This window comes from Streptomyces sp. NPDC046977, from assembly GCF_040644455.1.
GTDB lineage: Bacteria > Actinomycetota > Actinomycetes > Streptomycetales > Streptomycetaceae > Actinacidiphila.
Window position 1 is genome coordinate 195,243 of record NZ_JBEYWO010000011.1, and the last position, 18,956, is coordinate 214,198.

Here is an 18,956-nt window from a genome sequence, read left to right on the forward strand (position 1 = left end):
AGACGGACACAGCGCAAGCGGCCGGGCGGTCCCGTGCGAGACCGGGGACCCCCGGGTCCGGACAGGAAGGGAGGTGCCCGTGTCCGACGACATCGAGACATTCGACGGTGACCTCACCGACGTCACCGACCTCGCCGAGCTCACCGACGACCTGGAGGACACCGAGGCCGACATCGAGGCCCCCGAGAACGACATCGCCGAGCAGCACCTGGAGCTGCTCCAGCACCGCGACGTCCCGATCACCGAACGGCCCGACGACGCCGATCCGGCCGACGTCGCCGAGCAACGACGGGTGGTGGAACTCGACGAGGACGACTACAGGTGAGTTCCACTTGGTGAGAATGTGCGTTCGCACAGCGCATGGCCCCACTACCGAAAAGTACGATGGCACCCGCAGCGCAGAACGACATCACTTGGGAGGCGGCGTGACAGCCATCGAGCAGACTGAGGCGCGCCCTCGCGGAACCCGCCTGCCGCGCCGGGCCCGGCGCAACCAGCTGCTGGGCGCGGCCCAGGAGGTGTTCGTCGCCCAGGGCTACCACGCCGCCGCGATGGACGACATCGCCGAGCGCGCGGGCGTCAGCAAGCCCGTGCTCTACCAGCACTTCCCCGGCAAGCTGGACCTCTACCTGGCCCTGCTGGACCAGCACTGCGAGGCCCTGCTGGACGCGGTCCGCACCGCCCTGGCCTCCACCACGGACAACAAGCAGCGCGTGGCGGCCACCATGGACGCCTACTTCGCGTACGTGGAGGACGAGGGCGGCGCCTTCCGACTGGTCTTCGAATCGGACCTGACCAACGAGCCGGCGGTGCGCGAGCGCGTCGACAACGTCTCCCTCCAGTGCGCCGAGGCGATCAGCGAGGTGATCGCCGAGGACACCGGGCTGGCCACCGAGCAGTCCATGCTGCTGGCCGTCGGCCTCGGCGGCGTCTCCCAGGTCGTGGCCCGCTACTGGCTCTCCAGCGGCAGCTCCATGCCCCGGGAGACCGCGGTCCAACTGCTGACCTCACTGGCCTGGCGCGGCATCGCCGGCTTCCCGCTGCACGGCACCGAACACTGACTGTTCGCTGTGGGCGTGCCCGTCGGCCGATCGGCGGGCCGCGGGCGCGGCTAATGTGTCCTGCGTACGGCGCGAATCACCGCGCACACCGCAGACCGTTCGGAGGGACGAAAGCCGTGGAGGTCAAGATCGGCGTGCAGCACGCGCCGCGTGAGATCAGCATCGAGAGCGGGCAGACGGCCGAGGAAGTCGAGAAGGCCGTCGCCGACGCCCTGACGGGCACCGGCAAGCTGCTCAGCCTCACCGACGAGCAGGGCAAGCGCGTGCTCGTCCCCGCCGACCGGCTGGCCTACGTGGAGATCGGCGAGCCCACCCAGCGCCGCGTGGGCTTCGGCGCCCAGCTCTAGCCGCGACGCGGCTTCGGAGCACGACGGCGGGTCACCCTCACGAGGGGGGTGGCCCGCTGTTTCGCGTTCCCCTGCGGAGGGGTAGGACCCGGAGCGACCGTCACCTTGGGAGGGGCCGCCGCATGCTGTGGGAAACGATCGCGTTCGCCGCCGCCGGGCTCGTCGTCGCCTGTGCCGCCACCAGGCTGCTCCCCCGGCGCCGGCTCCCCGCGACACCGCTCGCCCTGATCACCGGCCCCGTGGCCGCCCTCGTCGGCGGCTCCATCGCCCGCACGGTGCTCGGCTCCGCGCTCTTCCCGGTCAACCTCACCCTGTCCGTGGCCGTGGCGGCCGCCCTGCTCTCGCTCCTCGTCCGCCACCCCCGCCCCGACCACCCCCGCCCCGCCCCGCGCCCGGCGTAGGCCCGAGGTGCCCCACTCCCCGCAAGGGAGCGGTGCTCGGCCCATCTCGCCGAAGGCGCATCGCACCCTGAGCAATGGCCCCTGCGTCCGGCGAGTGATCCGAAGGGGACGCCGACGCGGTCGGGGAACCCGGACTCGCCCCCATACCGCTGGAGGGGCCGAGCACCGCCTCACCGCGCCGAAGGCGCATCGCCCGCCCTGAACCACACGACCGACTGCCCCGGCGAGTGAGCCGAAGGGGAGCGGTCGGTGTCGAAAGAGAGTGGGGGCACCCCCAGCGGTAGCTGGGGGAGCGCGGAGGTCGCGAGGAACGAGCGACCGAGCACGGTCGACCTCCCCCAGCTACCGCTGGGAGGTGCCCCCAACACCGACTGGAGCGACCCGGAGGCGAACCGAGCCCTCAAAACTATGCAGACAGCCCCAGGGCCGCCATGCGCTTGGTGTGGGCCTCCGTGATCCGGGTGAACATACGCCCGACCTCCGCGAGATCGAAGCCGTCCGCGACGCCGCCCACCAGCATCGTGGAGAGCGCGTCCCGGTCCGCGACCACCCGCTGCGCCTGCGACAGCGCCTCGCCCATCAGCCGCCGGGCCCACAGCGCGAGCCGGCCGCCGAGCCGCGGGTCGGCCTCGATCGCCGAGCGCACCTTCTCCACGGCGAAGGAGGCGTGGCCGGTGTCGTCGAGCACGGCGAGGACGAGCTCGCGGGTGTCGGTGTCCAGCCGGGCCGCGACCTCGCGGTAGAAGTCGGAGGCGATCGAGTCGCCCACGTAGGCCTTGACCAGGCCTTCCAGCCAGTCCGAGGGCGCGGTCTGGCGGTGGAACTCGTCCAGTGCCGCCGCGAAGGGCTCCATCGCGTGGGTCGGGGCCGCCTCGATCGCCGAGAGCCGGTCGCGCAGCTGCGCGAAGTGGTGGAACTCGGCGGACGCCATCGCGGCGAGCTCGGCCTTGTCCTCCAGGGTCGGCGCGAGCTTCGCGTCCTCCGCCAGTCGCTCGAACGCGGCCAGCTCCCCGTAGGCCAGCGCCCCCAGCAGATCCACGACCGCGGCGCGGTACTGCGGATCGGCGGACGCGGCGGCCCAGTCCTGGGCGGCGATGGTGGGAGCGTCGGGGGTCTCGGCGGGGGTCTCAGGCGTCTCCATGGTGCGCACAATAGCCAACCCCACCAGCCCGGCAACCATCCCGTACGACCCCGCCACGCGGAAGTCCGCGGGGGTGTGTCCCGCATCCCGGAAATCGGACCCCCTCGGCTGTGTGATTCCGGGGTACAGTGGTATGAGCCCGCCAGGTGAACCGGCGGGTAATTTGTGAACGAGCACCAATGGATGCCCGGTCGGTGGCCCGATCGGCTCCTACCGACCGCCCTCCCCGCGTCTGGGGAGGGGCCCGCTTCGCGGCGCACGCGAGGGCAGCGGTCCCGCGCACCTCGGCCGCCCATGGCCGTACGACACCCCGCGCGGTCAGCGCAGTTCCCTGCGCTCGACCCTCCCCGCTTCACAGCACGGCGCCGCGCCCAGAAACAGAAGAGGCAGCATCCTGACCACCACCACGACCTTCCGTGACCTGGGGATCCTCCCCGAAACCGCCGAGGCGCTCGAAGCCGTCGGCATCACCACTCCCTTCCCGATCCAGGAGATGACCCTGCCGGTCGCGCTGGCGGGCAACGACGTCATCGGCCAGGCCAAGACCGGCACCGGCAAGACCCTGGGCTTCGGCCTGCCGATCCTGGAGCGCGTCGTCGTACCGGTCGACGTCGAGGCCGGGCGCGCCCGCCCCGAGGACGTCGTCGACGGCCCGCAGGCGCTGGTGATCGTCCCCACCCGTGAGCTGTGCCAGCAGGTGACCAACGACCTGCTGACCGCCGGCAAGGTGCGCAATGTGCGCGTGCTGGCCATCTACGGCGGCCGCGCGTACGAGCCGCAGGTCGAGGCCCTGAAGAAGGGCGTCGAGGTGGTCGTCGGCACCCCGGGCCGGCTGCTGGACCTGGCCGGGCAGAAGAAGCTCAGCCTCCGCAATGTGCGCGCGCTGGTCCTCGACGAGGCCGACGAGATGCTCGACCTCGGCTTCCTGCCCGACGTCGAGAAGATCATCGACATGCTGCCGGTCAAGCGGCAGACCATGCTCTTCTCCGCGACGATGCCCGGCGCCGTGATCGGCCTGGCCCGCCGCTACATGTCGCAGCCCACGCACATCCGCGCCACGTCGCCGGACGACGAGGGCGCGACCGTCGCCAACATCACGCAGCACATCTTCCGCGCGCACTCCCTGGACAAGCCGGAGCTCGTCGCCCGCGTCCTCCAGGCGGACAGCCGCGGCCTGGCGATGATCTTCTGCCGTACCAAGCGCACCGCGGCCGATCTCGCGGAGCAGCTGGAGCAGCGCGGCTTCGCCTCCGGCGCGGTCCACGGCGACCTCGGCCAGGGCGCCCGCGAGCAGGCGCTGCGCGCCTTCCGCAACGGCAAGGTCGACGTCCTGGTCTGCACCGACGTCGCCGCCCGCGGCATCGACGTCGAGGGCGTCACGCACGTGATCAACTACCAGACGCCGGAAGACGAGAAGACCTACCTCCACCGCATCGGCCGCACCGGCCGCGCGGGCGCGTCCGGTACCGCGATCACCCTGGTCGACTGGGACGACATCCCGCGCTGGCAGCTGATCAACAAGGCGCTGGACCTGCCGTTCAACGACCCGGAGGAGACCTACTCCACCTCGTCCCACCTCTACGAGCTGCTGGGCATCCCGCAGGGCACCAAGGGCGTCCTGCCGCGCGCCGAGCGCACGCGCGCCGGGCTCGACGCGGAGGAGATCGAGGACCTGGGCGAGACCGGCGGCCGCGGCCGCGGTCGCGGCGGCCGCAAGGCGGCCGGTGCCGCGGTGGAGACCGAGGAACGGCCCGCCCGCACCCGTGCCCCGCGCCAGCGTCGCCGCACCCGCGGCGGGAGCCCGGTGACGGAGGCGGCCGAGGGCGCCGAGCAGGCCGCCGAGGCCGCGCTCGACACCGCCGAGGGCGCACCCGCCGCGGAGCGCCCCGCACCGCGCCGCCGGCGCCGCACCCGTTTCGGCGCGGAGTCCGCGGCCGGAACGACGGGCACGGCCACGGGCACCGAGGAGACCGCCACCGCGGAGGCGCCCGCCGCCCCGCGTCGCCGGCGCACGCGCGCCGGTGCGGCCTCCGCCACCGCTCCCGCGCAGTCCGCGCCGACGGCCGGGGCCGAGGCCCCCGCCGCGGCGGCTGCCGCCGAGGGCGACAGCGGCGAGGCCAAGGCCCCGCGCCGCCGGCGCCGCACCCGTACGGCCAAGCCCGCGGACACCGAGGCGGCGGGCTGACGCACCCCGCCCAGCGGGCGAACGACGGCGAACGGCCGGGCACCCTCAGCGGTGTCCGGCCGTTCGCCGTCGCGCGCCACAGCCGTGGGGGGCGCGTAGCACGACGGAAACCCGCCGCGGATAGCCTCGCCGCATGAGCCGACCGCCGTTTGTGACCCTGCCCGAGAATGTGACCGCACACCCGCTGTCCACCGAACGCGGTCGCTTCGCCGTGCTGGAGGCGGTCCCGCCGGCGGGGACCGCGCGGCGCGGCACGGCGCTGCTGGTGCCCGGCTTCACCGGCAGCAAGGAGGACTTCCTGGCGCTGCTGACACCGCTGGCCGCGGCGGGCTTCCGCGCGGTCGCCGTGGACGGCCGGGGCCAGAACGAGTCGGTGGGCCCGCGGGACGAGTCGGCGTACGCGCAAGGCGAACTGGCCGCCGACGTCCTCGCGCAGACCGCCGCGCTGGGCCCGGACGCGGGCCCGGTCCATCTGCTGGGGCACTCGATGGGCGGGCTGGTCGTGCGCGCCGCGGCGATCGCGGCCGGGGCGGCGCCGGGCAGCGGCGTGCCGTGGGCGTCCCTGACGCTGATGAGCTCGGGACCCGCCGCGATCGAGGCGGCCCAGCAGGCGCGGACGAAGCTGCTGCTGGAGGCGCTGTCCTCGATGGACATGGAGAGCGTGTGGCGGGCGATGCGCGAGCTGGACGCCGAGGATCTCGAAGGCACGGCGGGCGCGACCGGCGAGGTCGAGGAGTTCCTGCACCAGCGGTGGCTGCGCACCGTGCCCGAGCAGCTGATGGCGACGGGCAAGCAGCTGATCGCGGAGCCGGACCGCGTGGCGGAGCTGGCCGCGGTACCGCTGCGCACCCTGGTGCTGTCCGGCGCGGTCGACCACGCGTGGCCGGTCCCGTGGATGGACGACATGGCGGAGCGCCTGGGTGCCCGCCGCGTGGTCGTCGAGGGCGCGGAGCACTCGCCCAACACCGAGCGCACTGCGGAGACGGCCGCCGCGCTCGTCGCTTTCTGGAACGGGAACGGCGAGGCCTAGAGCCGGGCCTGCAGGTGCTCCCAGAAGCCGTCGCGCAGGACGCGGCGCAGGTCGGCGTGGCCGCGCAGGGAGATGTTGAGCATGCCCTCCGCCTCGACGAGCAGTTCCTGGTCGTAGGCGGGCGGCAGGTAGGGGTGGCCGGGCAGCAGCTCGGCCAGGGAGTCGCGGCCGCGGGTCGCCAGCCACTGGGAGGCGACCCGGGCGCCCACGAAGTGCACGTCCTCGCGGGTGGGGATGGGGCCGGTGGGGATGGGCGCGTCGCCGTAGATGGGCGCGGTGCGCCGGGTGATGTACGGCTTGCAGAAGTCCAGGTCGAGCGTGCGCAGGCTGTCGACCTCCCACAGCAGGGGGTCGGCCTGGTTGCGTCCGTCGGCGGCCTCGATGCCCCACAGGTGGACGCGGGCGCCGTAGCCCTGGGCGGCCTCGACGGCCGAGACCAGGTCCTCGTCGCCGCCGATCAGCACGGCGTCGGAGATGGCCCGGTGGCGGGCCAGTGACTCCAGGTCGCTGCGGATGAGCGAGTCGACGCCCTTCTGCTGCCGGCTGGCGTTGAGGTTGCCGAGCCGCACCTTGACGTCGGGCAGCTCGGCGATGCGTTCCTGCTCGGCGCTGTGGATGCGGCGGCGGGCCCCGTCGTACCAGTAGACCCGCAGCAGCCGGCTGTCCGGGAAGAGCTTGCGGGCCCGGTCGATGAAGGCCTCGATGATCCCCTCGGCGTCGAGTTCGAAAGCCCTGCGGTCCTCGGTGCCCGCGACGAGCCGGCCGGCGGCGGCGTACACGTACCCGGCGTCCACGAACACGGCGTGGGTCGCCGGGGTCGTGGCGACCTCGGCGAGGACCCGCTGCAGGAGCTCGTTGGTGCGCTCGATGCCGGCGGCGATGGCGGAAAGGGCTTCGTCGTCCATAGAACTCACATTGTCCGGCGCCCCCGTCCGCACACACAACCGGAACCGGGACTACTGCGGGCCGTTGTTACCTGCGGGTAGAAGGCGGCTCGAAAATTTTCTTTAGGACAGGGAAGGTTTTCGGCGTGGCAACAGTTGTCGATACATGAATGACCCACGCAGGTAACGGCTGCGACGCAGCCCCGTACTCCAATGGAGGAGTGCCCGGACGAAGGGAGAAGCCATGAAGACCATGCGCTTCGAGATCATGCGCCTCAACGACCAGGACGGCCGCGCCGTCGACTGCATGGTCGTGGACGCCGCCTCCGTCGATCAGATCGTCCAGCAGGCCGCCGCGATCGGCCAGCGCATCTACATCCGCCCGGTCGAAACGGCCTGACGGACACAGCGGAAAGGGCCCCGTACGCCGCGGCTGCGGGGCCCTCGTCGTGCCCGCGTGCGGCGGGCGACGGACCGTCAGCCCTCGCCGCGGATGAAGCCGAAGACGCCGTTGGCGATCTGCTGCACGGCGATCGCCGAGAGCAGCATCCCGGACAGCCGGGTGACCAGGACCACACCGCCGTCCTTGATCAGACGGATGATCACCAATGAGTAACGCATCGTCAGCCAGAGCACCACGTGCATGGCGGCGATCGCGCACCACACCGACACCTGTTCCCCGAAGCCGTGTGCGCGCTGCACCGCGAGGATCACCGTCACGATGGCGCCCGGCCCGGCCAGCAGCGGCATGCCGAGCGGCACCAGCGCGACGTTGACGTCCTTGGTCTGCGTCGGCTCGTCCGCCTTGCCGGTGAGCAGGTCGAGCGCGATGAGCAGCAGGAGCAGCCCGCCGGCGATCATCAGGGCGGGCACCGAGACATGCAGGTAGTCCAGGATCTGCTGGCCGCAGACCCCGAAGACGGTGACGACGCCGAGCGCGACCGAGGCGGCCTGCCAGGCCATACGGCGCTGGACCTTGGCCGCGCGGCCGGAGGTGAGGGCGAGGAAGATCGGCGTGATGCCGGGCGGGTCCATGATCACGAAGAGCGTGACGAAGACGGACCCGAACAGGGTCAGGGAGAAGAGATCCATGGGCCTAGCGGTGTGCGGGAGGGGTGAGCGGGGCCGCGCCGGTCGCCCGGCGGACGATCTCGCGGTAGACCTCGGGATCGGTGGTGTTCTCGCCGAGCCGGCAGGTCTTGCGCGTGCCGTGGTAGTCGCTGGAGCCGGTGGCGAGCAGCCCCAGTTCGGCGGCGAGGTGGCGCAGCCGGGCGCGGGTGGACTCGTCGTGGTCCATGTGGTCGACCTCGATGCCGTCCAGTCCGGCCGCGGCCAGCTCCTGGATCATGCTCTCCGGAACGACCGCCCCGCGTTTGACGGCGGCGGGGTGGGCGAAGACGACGACTCCGCCGGCGTTCTTGACCAGGCGGATCGCCGCGAAGGGGTCCAGCTCGTGCTTCTCGACGTAGGCGCGGCCGCCGGGGCCGATCCACTCGGGGGTGAACGCCTCGGCGATGCTGTCCACCAGGCCCGCGTCGATGAGCGCCTGGGCGATGTGCGGGCGGCCCACGGCGCCGTCGCCCGCGATGCGGGCCACCTGCTCCCACGTCACCGGCACGCCGTACTCGCGGAGTTTGGCCACCATGGCCTGCGCGCGGGGCGTCCGGTCGTCGCGCACGAGTTCGCGCTCCCGGTGCAGCTCCGGCTCCAGCGGGTCGAAGAGGTAGGCGAGCATGTGCATGCTCACACCGTCGTGCCGGCAGGACAGCTCGGCGCCGGTGACCAGGGTCAGGCCGCTCCCACCGCGGGCGTGCAGGTCGTCGAGCGCCTTCCCGGCCTCGGCGTGCCCGCCCACCGTGTCGTGGTCGGTGAGGGCCACCACGTCCAGCCCCGCGGCGGCCGCGGCCCGCACCAGCTCGGCCGGGGTGTCGGTGCCGTCGGACGCCGTGGAGTGGGTGTGCAGGTCGATGCGCACGAACGTCACTCCAGGGCTCTCGGTACTCGGGGCCGGCCGCGGACGGCGGCCTTGTGATTACCAGGATAACTGCCCGGCGAGCCTGTGAATCTCAGGAGAGCAGGCGGGGGGAGAGCGCCCCGCACGGAACGAGGTCGATCTCGGCACCCGCCTCGCGGAGATCGGTCAGTATCAGCTCGTCGTAGATGAGCAGTCCGGACTCCTCCGGCCAGACGATCGCCCACAGCCACAGGCCGAACGATTCGCCCGCGAAGACGGCCCGGTCCAGCGGGACGCCCGACACATGCCACAGGGGGGTCGGCCGGCCCGCGGCGACCACCTTGGCCGCCGGCGGCTTGCCGACGCACATCTGCGGCCCCGGATCGGGCCCGGCGATGCCCGCGAACCGCGCGCCGAGGCCCACGCCCAGTTCCTCCGCGACCAGCACCATCTCCCCCGGACCGCCGAGCGGACCCGGGCCGGAGCAGGCGACCGCGGTCGCCCGGCCGCCGCTGCGGTCGTCGCCCGCCGAGGAGACACCGCTGAACAGCCAGCCGACCGGCAGCGGCCAGGGCATCCACACCGGGACGCGGGCGCGGCTGACGACAACGCCGAGCGCCTCGACACTGGGCGGCACGACGGGCTGCATCGGGTACACGGCGCCGTGCTCGTCGCACTGCCAGGAGTCGGCGAAGAGGCCGGGCGCGCGGACCCGTCCACCGCACTTCGGGCAACTGGGTTCGCCCCTCATACCGCCCCACGGTCCTACCACGGCGTGCCCGCGTCAAGGACGATCACCCGTCCGGGTCCGGAGCGGGCGACGCGGGCCCCGGTGCAACGCCCCGGCGCGGTGCGGCCGTCAGCCGGACAGCGGCACCGACGCGCGCATCGGGTCGCGCAGATCGGTGCCGGCCTCCAGCCACCGCTCCTGCAGCGGCCCCGCCCCCCGCACGCGCTTCCAGGCGGCCTCGTTGGCCGTCATGGGCAGCAGCGGGAAGAAGCGGACCGGGTCCATCGGCGGGTCGAGGTCGAGATCCTCGACCAGGCCGCCGGGCTCGGCGACCAGGACGGCGGAGAACGCGGCGCCGGGCCACAGGGGTTCGCCGACGTCCAGCGAGTTGCCGGGGGCCACGACCACCCCCTCGACCTGGGGCGAGGCGGCCAGCACGGCGAGCGGGCGCAGCACCTTGTCGATGTCGGCGCCGCTTCCGGGGCGCAGGGTGAGCACGAGTTCGGCCCGCGGGCCGCGCACGGGGTCGGCGACGGTGACCGACAGGGGCGCCGCGAAGGTCGACGGGGCCGTGCCGGCGGGGTCGTTCATGGGGGCGCGGGACATGCCGAGCGTCGCGTAGCGCACCAGTCCGCCGTCGCGGACGTCGCGGAACCGCAGCACCTCGATGCGCTCGGTGCCGAGGAAGGTGACCGCCGCGCGCGCGTCCGGTTCCCCGAAGGACAGGCGCAGACGCGCCTCGACGAGCCCCAGTACATCGACCATGAGCCGAGCATAGAGCGCGTATGAAATGGGCAAAGGAGCGCTGTGGGGCTTTGGGTGCCTGGTAGGGTGGGCCGTCGGCCACGCCGGTAGAGGCGTGCTCGATTTCCCCCAGCGGGGACAGGCCGGAGGAGGTGGGGCTGCGATGGATCCTAGTCGACCGTGCAGTACCGGCAGCTCTTCCGCCCGGCAACTCTCCTGATCCCCAGCGTTCCGTACCCGGCCACCCGGCCGTGAAACCAAGAAATTCACGGAACCTCAGGGGATTTTCGGAACCCCCCGCGAGCGCCCGCGTGCCCCGTCGCCGCCCCGCCCGCACTCCTGGTCTGCCCGGGCCGCCTGCCGCCTCCGGAAGAGCTCGCTGAACTGCGCAGTGATCAACGGTGATCACCCCTGCCCTGATCCGCATTTCAGTCCGGCCAGTCCGTGAAGGAGCTTGCCATGTCGATGATCCGCGACCTCCGCGCAGTCGTCCGTCCCGCCCTGCGCAAGAGCAGCACTTCGTACGACTACGGCCCGGACCGCTCCCGCACCGCCGGCACGCCCAGCGCCGTCGTGGACTGCGCCGTCTACCGCGACGGCCGCCGCAGCAGCGACCACATCACCCCGCGCGAGGCACTGGAGAAGGTGAGCGGCGGCGACGAGGGCTTTGTGTGGATCGGGCTGCACGAGCCGTCCGAGCGCGAGTTCTCCGAGATCGCGGATGTCTTCGGGCTGCACCCGCTGGCCGTGGAGGACGCCGTCCACGCCCACCAGCGGCCCAAGCTGGAGCGGTACGACGACACGCTCTTCATGGTCTTCAAGACCATCCGCTACGTCGAGCACGCCGAACTCACCGCCACCAGCGAGGTGGTGGAGAGCGGCGAGGTGATGGTCTTCACCGGCCGGCAGTTCGTCATCACCGTCCGGCACGGCGGCCACGGCTCGCTGCGCGCGCTGCGCCACCGTCTCGAGGACGACCCCGAGCTGCTGGCCAAGGGCCCGTCCGCGGTGCTGCACGCCATCGCCGACCAGGTCGTCGACGACTACCTGGCGGTCTCCGAGGCCGTCCAGGACGACATCGACGAGGTGGAGATCGACGTCTTCTCCGCGCAGGGCAAGTCCCCGCGCGCCACGGACGCCGGGCGGATCTACCAACTCAAGCGCGAGGTACTGGAGTTCAAGCGCGCGGTCTCCCCGCTGCTGCGGCCGATGCAGATGCTCAGCGAGCGGCCGATGCGGGTCGTGGACCCGGAGATCCAGAAGTACTTCCGGGACGTCGCCGACCACGTCGCCCGCGTCCACGAAATGGTCGTCGGCTTCGACGACCTGCTGAACTCCATCCTCCAGGCCAACCTCGCCCAGGCGGCGGTCGCGCAGAACGAGGACATGCGCAAGATCACCTCCTGGGCGGCCATCATCGCCGTCCCGACCATGATCTGCGGTGTGTACGGCATGAACTTCGAGCACATGCCGGAACTGCACTGGCGCTACGGCTATCCGATGGTGCTGGTCGCCATCGGCGGCATCTGCCTCGCCATCCACCGCATCCTGCGCCGCAACGGCTGGCTGTAGGGCCGGGGCGCGGCGGCTCAGCCCTTCCTGCGGTCGGCGAGGACGACCAGGGCCAGCCCGGCGAGGATCACCACCAGCGCCGGGTAGGCCCCCACGGGCGGGGTCTGGCCCAGCCAGAGGGCCGCGACCAGCGCGGCTCCCGGCGTCTCCAGCAGGATCGCCGTGGAGGTCGTCGAGGCGCCGAGGCCGCGCACCACGCGGTTGAGGATGGTGTGCCCGAGCAGCTGCGCGGCGACGGTCAGCGCGGCGAGCTTCAGCCAGGTCGTGCCCGAGTAGCCGGCGAGCGCGGAGCCGGAGACCAGGCAGGCCACGAGCAGCGCCACCGCCGTGGTGGTGTAGCAGACGAGGCTGTACGCGGTGGTGCTGACGGTCCGTCGGACCTCCGCGCCCAGCAGGACGTAGCCGGCCGCCGCGATGCCGCCGGCCAGCGCCAGCCCGTCCCCGGCCAGGGCGCGCGGCGACAGCGACAGGTCGACGCCGGTCAGGATGACCACGCCGAGGACGGCGAGGCCGGTGCCCGCCCACACCAGCGCGGGCTGCCGCTGGCCGCGCAGGCGCAGCAGCAGGGTGGTCCACACCGGCGTCGTGGTGACCATCGCCGTCGAGGAGGCCACCGAGGTCATCGACAGACTGGGCAGCCAGAGCCCGAAGTGCAGGGCCAGCACCGCGCCCGCGGCGAGCGACAGCCACAGGGCCCGCCGGCCCATGCCGCGCAGTTCCGCGCGGTGCCGCAGCAGCGCGAACGGGCTCAGCACGCCCACCGCCATGGCGTTGCGCCAGAACGCGATGGCGAGCGCGGGCGCGGCCGTCGCGGCGATGAGCGGGGCCGACAGCGACACCCCGGCGATGGCCACCGCCAGCAGCGCGAAGTCCAGGGGCGCCTTGGCGTGCGGGACGGCGTCCGGGGCCTCGGCAGCCTTCGTCAGAGCGGAGCTGCGGCTGGTGGGCGGCGCGGCGGACACGCGGGTTCTCCTCGGGGCGGCGGGACGACGACCCCCATAGCGTAAGGCCCGTACACCGCCCGCGCTCCTGTCGTCTCACGATGCGTGCGGCCGACGGCCCCGGGAGGCCAGGCCATAGTCTTGGCACATGACGGAAACCGTGGAGCAGCCCCTGCTGGACCAGGCCCTCATCGAGGAGGCCGCGAAGAAGTCGGGCCTGCTGTGGGCCGACGGTCAGGCGCTGTGGCACGCGTGGGTGGACGGCGCGGTCGTGGTCGTCGGCGGCGGCCCCGGCGAGCAGCCGCTGCCCGGGCTCTCCCCCGGCGGCACGGCGCTGGTCACCCTCCGCAGCAAGGACAAGGGCGGCCGGCTGGTCGCCTTCCCGGCCCGGGTCGAGGAGCTGCCCCCGCACGAGGAGGCGTGGACCGCCGCCGTCGCGGAGCTCAAGGGCAAGCGGCTCAACGCGCCCGACGCCGAGACGATGACCGAGCGCTGGGCGCGCGAATGCCGCGTGCTGCGCCTGGAGCCGGCCGGGGCGCCCACCGAGCGGCCCGGCCTGATGCCGGAGCACAGCGGCGCCGCGGCCCCGGTGCCCACCACCGCCACCACCCGCCGCCCGGTCCCGGCCGGCCTGCCCAAGCTGCTGTTCCGGCGGCGCGGCCGCGGGTGAGGAAAGCCGGCCCGCGTGGTCGCATCGTCCGCGCAGCCCGGCCACGCCCCGGCCGGCCTCCGAACGACCGGCAAGCTCACCCGCGCGTACCGGCCGCAGACCGACGGCAGGGCCGAACGCTTCCACCGCACCCGGAGGCAAGCCGGCCATCAGCCGCGCGGGCTAGGACGTGACGGACCGGCCGTAGTCGACGACCTCGTCCCTGTCGGGCGCGCGCAGTGCGAAGTCCTTGCCCCAGTCGGCCATGGTCAGCGTGCCCGCGCCGCCGGCCCGCTCGTAGCGCAGCGGGTAGGGCGTGCCCTCCAGGGAGACGTCGATCGTGCCGCCGCTGCCGCCGTCAGCGGTGACCGCGATCGTGCGGGCGGAGCCGACCTTGCGGTGGTCGCCGACCGCGAGGTCGCCGTGCAGCACGAAGAAGTCGTCCAGCAGCACCTTCTTGTCGGTGAAGCCGCTGAACTGGCCGTAGGCGGGATCGCCGGTCGGCACCTTGACGTACTTGTCCTTGAGCTTGGCGCCGACCTCGTCGCCGTAGAAGCCCGCGCCCGCCTTCAGATACAGGTCCTTGCCGACCCGCAGCAGTTCGAAGGTGCTGCCCCGGGTGCTGACCTCGCCGAAGCCGCCATTGGCACGCAGCCGCATGTCCAGGGTGTAGGTGCGGCCCTTGCTGACGACCGTGCCGGACAGCCGCACGGTGTCGGCGGCCTCCGCCGCCGCGCGGGCGCGCTGCTCGATGGTGGTGGGCGGCAGCTTGCCGACGCCGTTGGTGCCCGCGTCCGGATCACCCGCGCACCCCGTCAGGAGGGGGAGCGCGAGCAGTGCGCACACGAGGCCGGGGAGGGCGGCTGAACGGCGGCCGGGGATCACGGGGTTCTTTTCCTCCTGCGGTCGTCGCCACCGGACCGAACGGCGGGGCGGAGCCGAAGCTACCGAAGCGTACCCCCGGCCGGACGACCGGCTGTGAACACGATGCGAAGCCCCCGTGGAGCATCCCCGCGCGCCCGGTGCGACCTGCGGCGTTAGCCTGACCGCATGGCAGCCGGAACCTCCCGGGTCTTTCTCTCGCACCTGTCCGGAGTGCGGGTCTTCGACCCCAACGGGGACCAGGTCGGCCGGGTCCGGGACGTGATCGTGATGCTGCGGGTCGGCGGCCGCCCGCCGCGCGTGCCCGGGCTGGTGGTCGAGGTGGCGAGCCGGCGCCGGATCTTCCTGCCGATCACGCGGGTGACGGGCGTGGAGTCCGGCCAGGTCATCACGACCGGTGTGGTCAACATGCAGCGCTTCGAGCAGCGCCCCACCGAGACCCTGGTCATCGGCGAGCTGCTGGACCGGCGGGTCACCCTGGTCGACACCGGCGAGGAGGTGACCGTGCTGGACGTGTCGATGGTGCGGCTCCCGGCCCGCCGCGACTGGGAGATCGACAAGGTCTTCGTCCGCCGCGGCAAGGGGCGCGTCGGGCTGCCGTGGCGGGGCGCCGGCGGACGGCGGGCGGGCGAGACCCTGACCGTGGAGTGGTCCGCGGTCACCGGCTTCTCGCTGGACGAGCACGCGCAGGGCGCGGAGGCGCTGCTCGCCACCTTCGACCAGTTGCGCCCGGCGGACCTCGCCGGCGTGCTGCACCACCTGTCGCCCAAGCGCCGTGCCGAGGTCGCGGCCGCGCTCGACGACGACCGGCTGGCCGACGTCCTGGAGGAGCTGCCCGACGACGACCAGGTGGAGATCCTCGGCAAGCTGAAGGAGGAGCGGGCGGCCGACGTCCTGGAGGCGATGGACCCCGACGACGCGGCCGACCTGCTCGCCGAGCTGCCCGAGCGGGTGCAGGAGCGGCTGCTCGGGCTGATGGAGCCCCACGAGGCCGCCGACATGCGGCGGTTGATGTCGTACGAGGAGCGCACCGCGGGCGGTCTGATGACAACCGAGCCCATCGTGCTGCGCCCGGACGCCACCGTCGCCGACGCCCTCGCGCGGGTCCGCAACCCCGATCTGTCCGCCGCGCTCGCCGCCCAGGTGTACGTCTGCCGGCCGCCGGACGAGACCCCCACCGGCAAGTACCTGGGCACGGTGCACTTCCAGCGGCTGCTGCGCGACCCGCCGTTCACGCTGGTGAGCTCGCTGCTCGACAGCGACCTGGAGCCGCTGCGCCCGGACACCCCGCTGCCGGCCGTCACCAGCTTCCTGGCGACCTACAACATGGTGGCCGTGCCGGTCGTGGACGAGGGCGGCTCGCTGCTGGGCGCGGTGACCGTGGACGACGTACTGGACCACCTGCTGCCGGAGGACTGGCGCGAGACCGAACTGCACGGGGCGGCGGGCGATGAGTGACGAGCGCCCCCGCGTCCGGCTCGACCAGCCGCTCGCCCGCCGGGTCAGCCTGCTGCCCGCCTACGACCCCGAGGCCTTCGGACGGCTGTCGGAGAGGATCGCCCGCTTCCTGGGGACGGGCCGCTTCATCGTCTGGATGACCGTGGTCATCGTGGCGTGGGTGGCGTGGAACGCGCTCGCGCCGCCCGGCATGCGGTGGGACCCGTACCCGTTCATCTTCCTCACCCTCATGCTCTCCCTCCAGGCCTCCTACGCCGCCCCGCTCATCCTCCTGGCCCAGAACCGGCAGGACGACCGGGACCGGGTCAACCTGGAGCAGGACCGCAAGGCCAACGAGCGGAGCATCGCCGACACCGAGTACCTCACCCGCGAGATCGCGGCGCTGCGCCTGGGACTCGGCGAGGTCGCCACCCGCGACTGGATCCGCTCGGAGCTCCAGGAACTGCTGAGGGAGATGCACGAGCCCACGCGCGCCGACGCGGACTGAGGGCCCGCGGGCCCGTGTGAACCCGACCACCGCGGGTCATGGGCCGTTCACGGCGACGTACCATCGAGCCATGGCTGACGACACTCCCGCAGGCGCTGTCTCGCTCGACGCGGTGCGCGCCGCCCTCGCGACGGTGAACGATCCCGAGATCCACAAGCCGATCACCGACCTGGGCATGGTCAAGTCCGTCGACATCGCCGACGGCGGAGCGGTGCGGGTCGGTGTGTACCTGACGGTGTCGGGCTGCCCGATGCGGGACACCATCACCAGTCTGGTGACGGCGGCGGTCGCCAAGGTCGCGGGCGTCACCGGGGTCAGCGTCGAACTGGACGTCATGAGCGACGAGCAGCGCCGCGAACTGGCCTCCTCGCTGCGCGGCGGCCAGGCCGAACGCGAGATCCCCTTCGCCCAGCCGGGCTCACTGACGCGCGTGTACGCGGTGGCCTCCGGCAAGGGCGGCGTCGGCAAGTCCTCGGTGACGGTGAACCTCGCCGCCTCGATGGCCGCCGACGGCCTCAAGGTCGGTGTGGTCGACGCCGACATCTACGGCCACAGCGTGCCCCGCATGCTGGGCGCCGACGGCCGCCCCACGCAGGTCGAGAACATGATCATGCCGCCCTCGGCGCACGGCGTGAAGGTCATCTCCATCGGCATGTTCACCCCGGGCAACGCCCCCGTGGTGTGGCGCGGCCCGATGCTGCACCGCGCGCTCCAGCAGTTCCTCGCCGACGTGTACTGGGGCGACCTGGACGTGCTGCTGCTCGACCTGCCGCCCGGCACCGGCGACATCGCCATCTCGGTCGCCCAGCTGGTCCCGAACGCCGAGATCCTCGTCGTGACGACGCCCCAGCAGGCGGCCGCCGAGGTCGCCGAGCGCGCCGGCACCATCGCCGTGCAGACCCACCAGAAGATCGTCGGCGTCATCGAGAACATGTCCGGGCTGCCCTGCCCGCACTGCGGCGAGATGGTCGACGTCTTCGGCAGCGGCGGCGGCGAGCGCGTCGCGGAGGGCCTGACCCGCACCACCGGCGCCAACGTGCCGGTGCTGGGCCAGATCCCGATCGACGTCCGGCTGCGCGAGGGCGGCGACGACGGCCGCCCGGTCGTGCTCACCGACCCGCAGTCCCCCGCGGGCTCCGCGCTCCGCGACATCGCCGGCAAGCTCGGCGGGCGGCAGCGCGGTCTGGCCGGGATGTCCCTGGGCATCACGCCGCGCAACAAGTTCTGAGCGGCACCTGCCGCCGTGTCAGGGGCGTCCTCCGCGCGAGGGCGCCCCTGCCGTGCGTCCGGGGGTCAGCGCCGGTAGGCGTGGATGTCCTTGACCCGCGACAGCCCGAGACCGTACGCGCTCATGCCGCGCCCGAACGCGCCCAGGTGCACCCCGCGCGCCGAACCGGCCATCACCCAGCCGTACTCGGACTCGCGGTAGTGGAAGGGCGTCGGCTCGCCGTCCACCGGCAGGGTGAGCGCGGACCAGCCGGCGCCGTCGAGGTTGTCGGCGAGATCCCAGGCGATGGCCGTCTGCTGGTCCAGCCAGTCCTCGCGCAGATGACGGTCCATCTGGGTGGGCCAGGTGCACGACAGCAGCCCGGAGCCGGCCAGCCACGCCGCGGAGGACACCGAGGTCTCCTCCAGGACGCCCGTGCCGTCGGCGCTGCGCCGTACCGGCCGCTCCGCGACCGTCACGACCACCACGAAGCGTCGTTCGTCCGGGGTGGGTTCGACCTTGACGGAGGGCTCGTCCCCGTGGCCCGTCGAGCCGTGCTCCACGGTGCCGTCCGCGCTCCTGCCGACGGGTGCGAGCCAGCGGTGCCCGGTGAAGGCCTCGTCGAGCCCGTACCAGGCGAAGTCGGCCCTGAGATAGCCGTCGATCGTACGATCCGCTGGATCAGCTGTGGTCTCCATACGCGCGGCGCCTCCTCCATAAGGGCAAACAAAGGGAGAATAGCCACTCGCGCGACCTGAACGGGGCAGGGGCCCCGGTTCAGGTGGCGTCGGAGTCGAACGGCGGAGCCTCGCCCGGCTCCAGCCCGTCGCGCTTCTTCAGCCGGTCCGGCGTGCCGGAGGACCCGGAGGAACCGCTGGAACCGGCGGACGAACCGCTGTCCCGGCCGTGGACCGCGTCGGTGACCGCGGACATCTCCTCCTTGAAGTCGAATCCGTTGCGGATCTCCTTCAGGCCGAGTTCGTCGTTGTCCAGCAGCTGTTTGCGGACGAAGTTGCGCGGGTTGAGGTCCTCGAACTCGAAGTCCTTGAACTCCGGGCCCAGCTCCTTGCGGATGTCCGCCTTGGCGCTGTCGGAGAACTCACGCACCTTGCGGATGAACTGCGTGACGTCCCTGATGACCTTGGGCAGCTTGTCGGGCCCGAACACGAGCACGGCAAGGATCACGAGCGCGACGACCTCCAGCGCGCCTATGTCTGAAAACACCGTGCAGCTCCTCGTGGTCCTCGGCCGCGGACGGAATCCGCCGGATCTCACCGTACCTG

At 72.6% G+C, this 18,956-nt stretch carries 21 protein-coding genes and 1 pseudogene; 12 read left to right on the plus strand and 10 right to left on the minus strand.

The genetic code is table 11. From position 1 onward, the window contains the following. The first annotated feature begins 79 nt into the window (after positions 1–79). The 4 genes from ABZ883_RS19175 (at position 80) to ABZ883_RS19190 (ending at position 1,809) form a co-directional block, all read left to right on the plus strand. Entirely contained in the window at positions 80–325 is a 246-nt protein-coding gene (locus ABZ883_RS19175; RefSeq protein WP_360907328.1) for a hypothetical protein, read from the plus strand. 100 nt (positions 326–425) lie between these two features. Further along, entirely contained in the window at positions 426–1,061 is a 636-nt protein-coding gene (locus ABZ883_RS19180) for a TetR/AcrR family transcriptional regulator (protein ID WP_360907330.1), read from the plus strand. A 116-nt stretch (positions 1,062–1,177) separates the two neighbouring features. Then, entirely contained in the window at positions 1,178–1,408 is a 231-nt protein-coding gene (locus tag ABZ883_RS19185) for a DUF3107 domain-containing protein (RefSeq protein WP_360907332.1), read from the plus strand. 122 nt (positions 1,409–1,530) lie between these two features. Next, positions 1,531–1,809, plus strand: coding sequence for a hypothetical protein (locus tag ABZ883_RS19190; protein ID WP_360907334.1), 279 nt, complete (start codon positions 1,531–1,533; stop codon positions 1,807–1,809). A gap of 406 nt (positions 1,810–2,215) precedes the next feature. Here the strand turns inward: ABZ883_RS19190 and ABZ883_RS19195 are convergent, their stop codons facing one another. Further along, complete coding sequence (locus ABZ883_RS19195; protein ID WP_360907336.1) at positions 2,216–2,950, minus strand: ferritin-like fold-containing protein; 735 nt, start codon at positions 2,948–2,950, stop codon at positions 2,216–2,218. A 331-nt stretch (positions 2,951–3,281) separates the two neighbouring features. Here ABZ883_RS19195 and ABZ883_RS19200 point away from each other — a divergent pair. Beyond that, positions 3,282–5,111: pseudogene (locus ABZ883_RS19200) on the plus strand (DEAD/DEAH box helicase); the annotation flags it as partial. A 157-nt stretch (positions 5,112–5,268) separates the two neighbouring features. Continuing rightward, positions 5,269–6,165 carry an alpha/beta hydrolase gene (locus ABZ883_RS19205; protein WP_360907338.1) on the plus strand — a complete coding sequence of 299 codons (897 nt, stop codon included), beginning with the start codon at positions 5,269–5,271 and terminating at the stop codon, positions 6,163–6,165. Here ABZ883_RS19205 and ABZ883_RS19210 read toward each other — a convergent pair. Then, entirely contained in the window at positions 6,162–7,070 is a 909-nt protein-coding gene (locus tag ABZ883_RS19210) for an NYN domain-containing protein (protein ID WP_360907340.1), read from the minus strand. The two genes, ABZ883_RS19205 and ABZ883_RS19210, sit on opposite strands and share 4 nt — an antisense overlap. A 223-nt stretch (positions 7,071–7,293) precedes the next feature. Between ABZ883_RS19210 and ABZ883_RS19215 the strand changes: the two genes are divergently transcribed. Next, a complete protein-coding gene (locus ABZ883_RS19215) occupies positions 7,294–7,449 on the plus strand; it encodes a hypothetical protein (RefSeq protein WP_360907450.1) in 156 nt (51 codons plus the stop codon). 77 nt (positions 7,450–7,526) lie between these two features. Here ABZ883_RS19215 and ABZ883_RS19220 read toward each other — a convergent pair whose 3' ends face one another. The 4 genes from ABZ883_RS19220 to ABZ883_RS19235 form a co-directional block, all read right to left on the minus strand. Continuing rightward, a complete protein-coding gene (locus ABZ883_RS19220; RefSeq protein ID WP_360907342.1) occupies positions 7,527–8,141 on the minus strand; it encodes a MarC family protein in 615 nt (204 codons plus the stop codon). 4 nt (positions 8,142–8,145) lie between these two features. Further along, positions 8,146–9,024, minus strand: coding sequence for a PHP domain-containing protein (locus tag ABZ883_RS19225; protein ID WP_360907344.1), 879 nt, complete (start codon positions 9,022–9,024; stop codon positions 8,146–8,148). A 91-nt stretch (positions 9,025–9,115) separates the two neighbouring features. Beyond that, positions 9,116–9,754 carry a DUF6758 family protein gene (locus tag ABZ883_RS19230; RefSeq protein WP_360907346.1) on the minus strand — a complete coding sequence of 213 codons (639 nt, stop codon included), beginning with the start codon at positions 9,752–9,754 and terminating at the stop codon, positions 9,116–9,118. 108 nt (positions 9,755–9,862) lie between these two features. Beyond that, a complete protein-coding gene (locus ABZ883_RS19235) occupies positions 9,863–10,498 on the minus strand; it encodes a suppressor of fused domain protein (protein ID WP_360907348.1) in 636 nt (211 codons plus the stop codon). 438 nt (positions 10,499–10,936) lie between these two features. On the opposite strand from ABZ883_RS19235, the gene ABZ883_RS19240 reads away from it, so the two are divergent. Then, positions 10,937–12,049 carry a magnesium and cobalt transport protein CorA gene (locus tag ABZ883_RS19240; RefSeq protein ID WP_360907350.1) on the plus strand — a complete coding sequence of 371 codons (1,113 nt, stop codon included), beginning with the start codon at positions 10,937–10,939 and terminating at the stop codon, positions 12,047–12,049. Between the two features lie 17 nt (positions 12,050–12,066). Here ABZ883_RS19240 and ABZ883_RS19245 read toward each other — a convergent pair whose 3' ends face one another. Then, complete coding sequence (locus ABZ883_RS19245; protein WP_360907444.1) at positions 12,067–12,924, minus strand: DMT family transporter; 858 nt, start codon at positions 12,922–12,924, stop codon at positions 12,067–12,069. 214 nt (positions 12,925–13,138) lie between these two features. Here ABZ883_RS19245 and ABZ883_RS19250 point away from each other — a divergent pair, with 214 nt between their 5' ends. Beyond that, the gene (locus ABZ883_RS19250) at positions 13,139–13,660 is read left to right on the plus strand and encodes a hypothetical protein (RefSeq protein WP_360907352.1); all 522 of its coding nucleotides are present in this window, start codon (positions 13,139–13,141) and stop codon (positions 13,658–13,660) included. A gap of 162 nt (positions 13,661–13,822) precedes the next feature. On the opposite strand, the gene ABZ883_RS19255 is transcribed toward ABZ883_RS19250, so the two are convergent. After that, complete coding sequence (locus tag ABZ883_RS19255) at positions 13,823–14,524, minus strand: hypothetical protein (protein WP_360907354.1); 702 nt, start codon at positions 14,522–14,524, stop codon at positions 13,823–13,825. Positions 14,525–14,689: 165 nt separating this feature from the next. Between ABZ883_RS19255 and ABZ883_RS19260 the strand changes: the two genes are divergently transcribed. From ABZ883_RS19260 to ABZ883_RS19270, 3 genes are all read left to right on the plus strand, one after another. Then, entirely contained in the window at positions 14,690–15,979 is a 1,290-nt protein-coding gene (locus ABZ883_RS19260; RefSeq protein WP_360907356.1) for a CBS domain-containing protein, read from the plus strand. After that, entirely contained in the window at positions 15,972–16,466 is a 495-nt protein-coding gene (locus ABZ883_RS19265) for a DUF1003 domain-containing protein (protein ID WP_360907358.1), read from the plus strand. Before ABZ883_RS19260 ends, ABZ883_RS19265 begins: the two co-directional genes overlap by 8 nt. A gap of 70 nt (positions 16,467–16,536) precedes the next feature. Beyond that, positions 16,537–17,694, plus strand: a complete 1,158-nt coding sequence (locus ABZ883_RS19270; RefSeq protein WP_360907360.1) for an Mrp/NBP35 family ATP-binding protein — start codon at positions 16,537–16,539, stop codon at positions 17,692–17,694. 65 nt (positions 17,695–17,759) lie between these two features. Here ABZ883_RS19270 and ABZ883_RS19275 read toward each other — a convergent pair whose 3' ends face one another. After that, a complete protein-coding gene (locus ABZ883_RS19275) occupies positions 17,760–18,371 on the minus strand; it encodes a hypothetical protein (protein WP_360907362.1) in 612 nt (203 codons plus the stop codon). A gap of 79 nt (positions 18,372–18,450) precedes the next feature. Then, on the minus strand, positions 18,451–18,897 hold the full coding sequence (locus ABZ883_RS19280) for a sec-independent translocase (protein ID WP_360907364.1): 447 nt from the start codon (positions 18,895–18,897) through the stop codon (positions 18,451–18,453). Positions 18,898–18,956 lie beyond the last annotated feature (59 nt).

Coding starts and splice junctions, on each gene's coding strand:
- ABZ883_RS19190 (WP_360907334.1), top strand. CDS start 1,531: ATGCTGTGGGAAACGATCGCGTTCGCCGCCGCCGGGCTCGTCGTCGCC.
- ABZ883_RS19195 (WP_360907336.1), bottom strand. CDS start 2,950: ATGGAGACGCCTGAGACCCCCGCCGAGACCCCCGACGCTCCCACCATC.
- ABZ883_RS19205 (WP_360907338.1), top strand. CDS start 5,269: ATGAGCCGACCGCCGTTTGTGACCCTGCCCGAGAATGTGACCGCACAC.
- ABZ883_RS19210 (WP_360907340.1), bottom strand. CDS start 7,070: ATGGACGACGAAGCCCTTTCCGCCATCGCCGCCGGCATCGAGCGCACC.
- ABZ883_RS19215 (WP_360907450.1), top strand. CDS start 7,294: ATGAAGACCATGCGCTTCGAGATCATGCGCCTCAACGACCAGGACGGC.
- ABZ883_RS19220 (WP_360907342.1), bottom strand. CDS start 8,141: ATGGATCTCTTCTCCCTGACCCTGTTCGGGTCCGTCTTCGTCACGCTC.
- ABZ883_RS19230 (WP_360907346.1), bottom strand. CDS start 9,754: ATGAGGGGCGAACCCAGTTGCCCGAAGTGCGGTGGACGGGTCCGCGCG.
- ABZ883_RS19235 (WP_360907348.1), bottom strand. CDS start 10,498: ATGGTCGATGTACTGGGGCTCGTCGAGGCGCGTCTGCGCCTGTCCTTC.
- ABZ883_RS19240 (WP_360907350.1), top strand. CDS start 10,937: ATGTCGATGATCCGCGACCTCCGCGCAGTCGTCCGTCCCGCCCTGCGC.
- ABZ883_RS19250 (WP_360907352.1), top strand. CDS start 13,139: ATGACGGAAACCGTGGAGCAGCCCCTGCTGGACCAGGCCCTCATCGAG.
- ABZ883_RS19260 (WP_360907356.1), top strand. CDS start 14,690: ATGGCAGCCGGAACCTCCCGGGTCTTTCTCTCGCACCTGTCCGGAGTG.
- ABZ883_RS19265 (WP_360907358.1), top strand. CDS start 15,972: ATGAGTGACGAGCGCCCCCGCGTCCGGCTCGACCAGCCGCTCGCCCGC.
- ABZ883_RS19270 (WP_360907360.1), top strand. CDS start 16,537: ATGGCTGACGACACTCCCGCAGGCGCTGTCTCGCTCGACGCGGTGCGC.
- ABZ883_RS19275 (WP_360907362.1), bottom strand. CDS start 18,371: ATGGAGACCACAGCTGATCCAGCGGATCGTACGATCGACGGCTATCTC.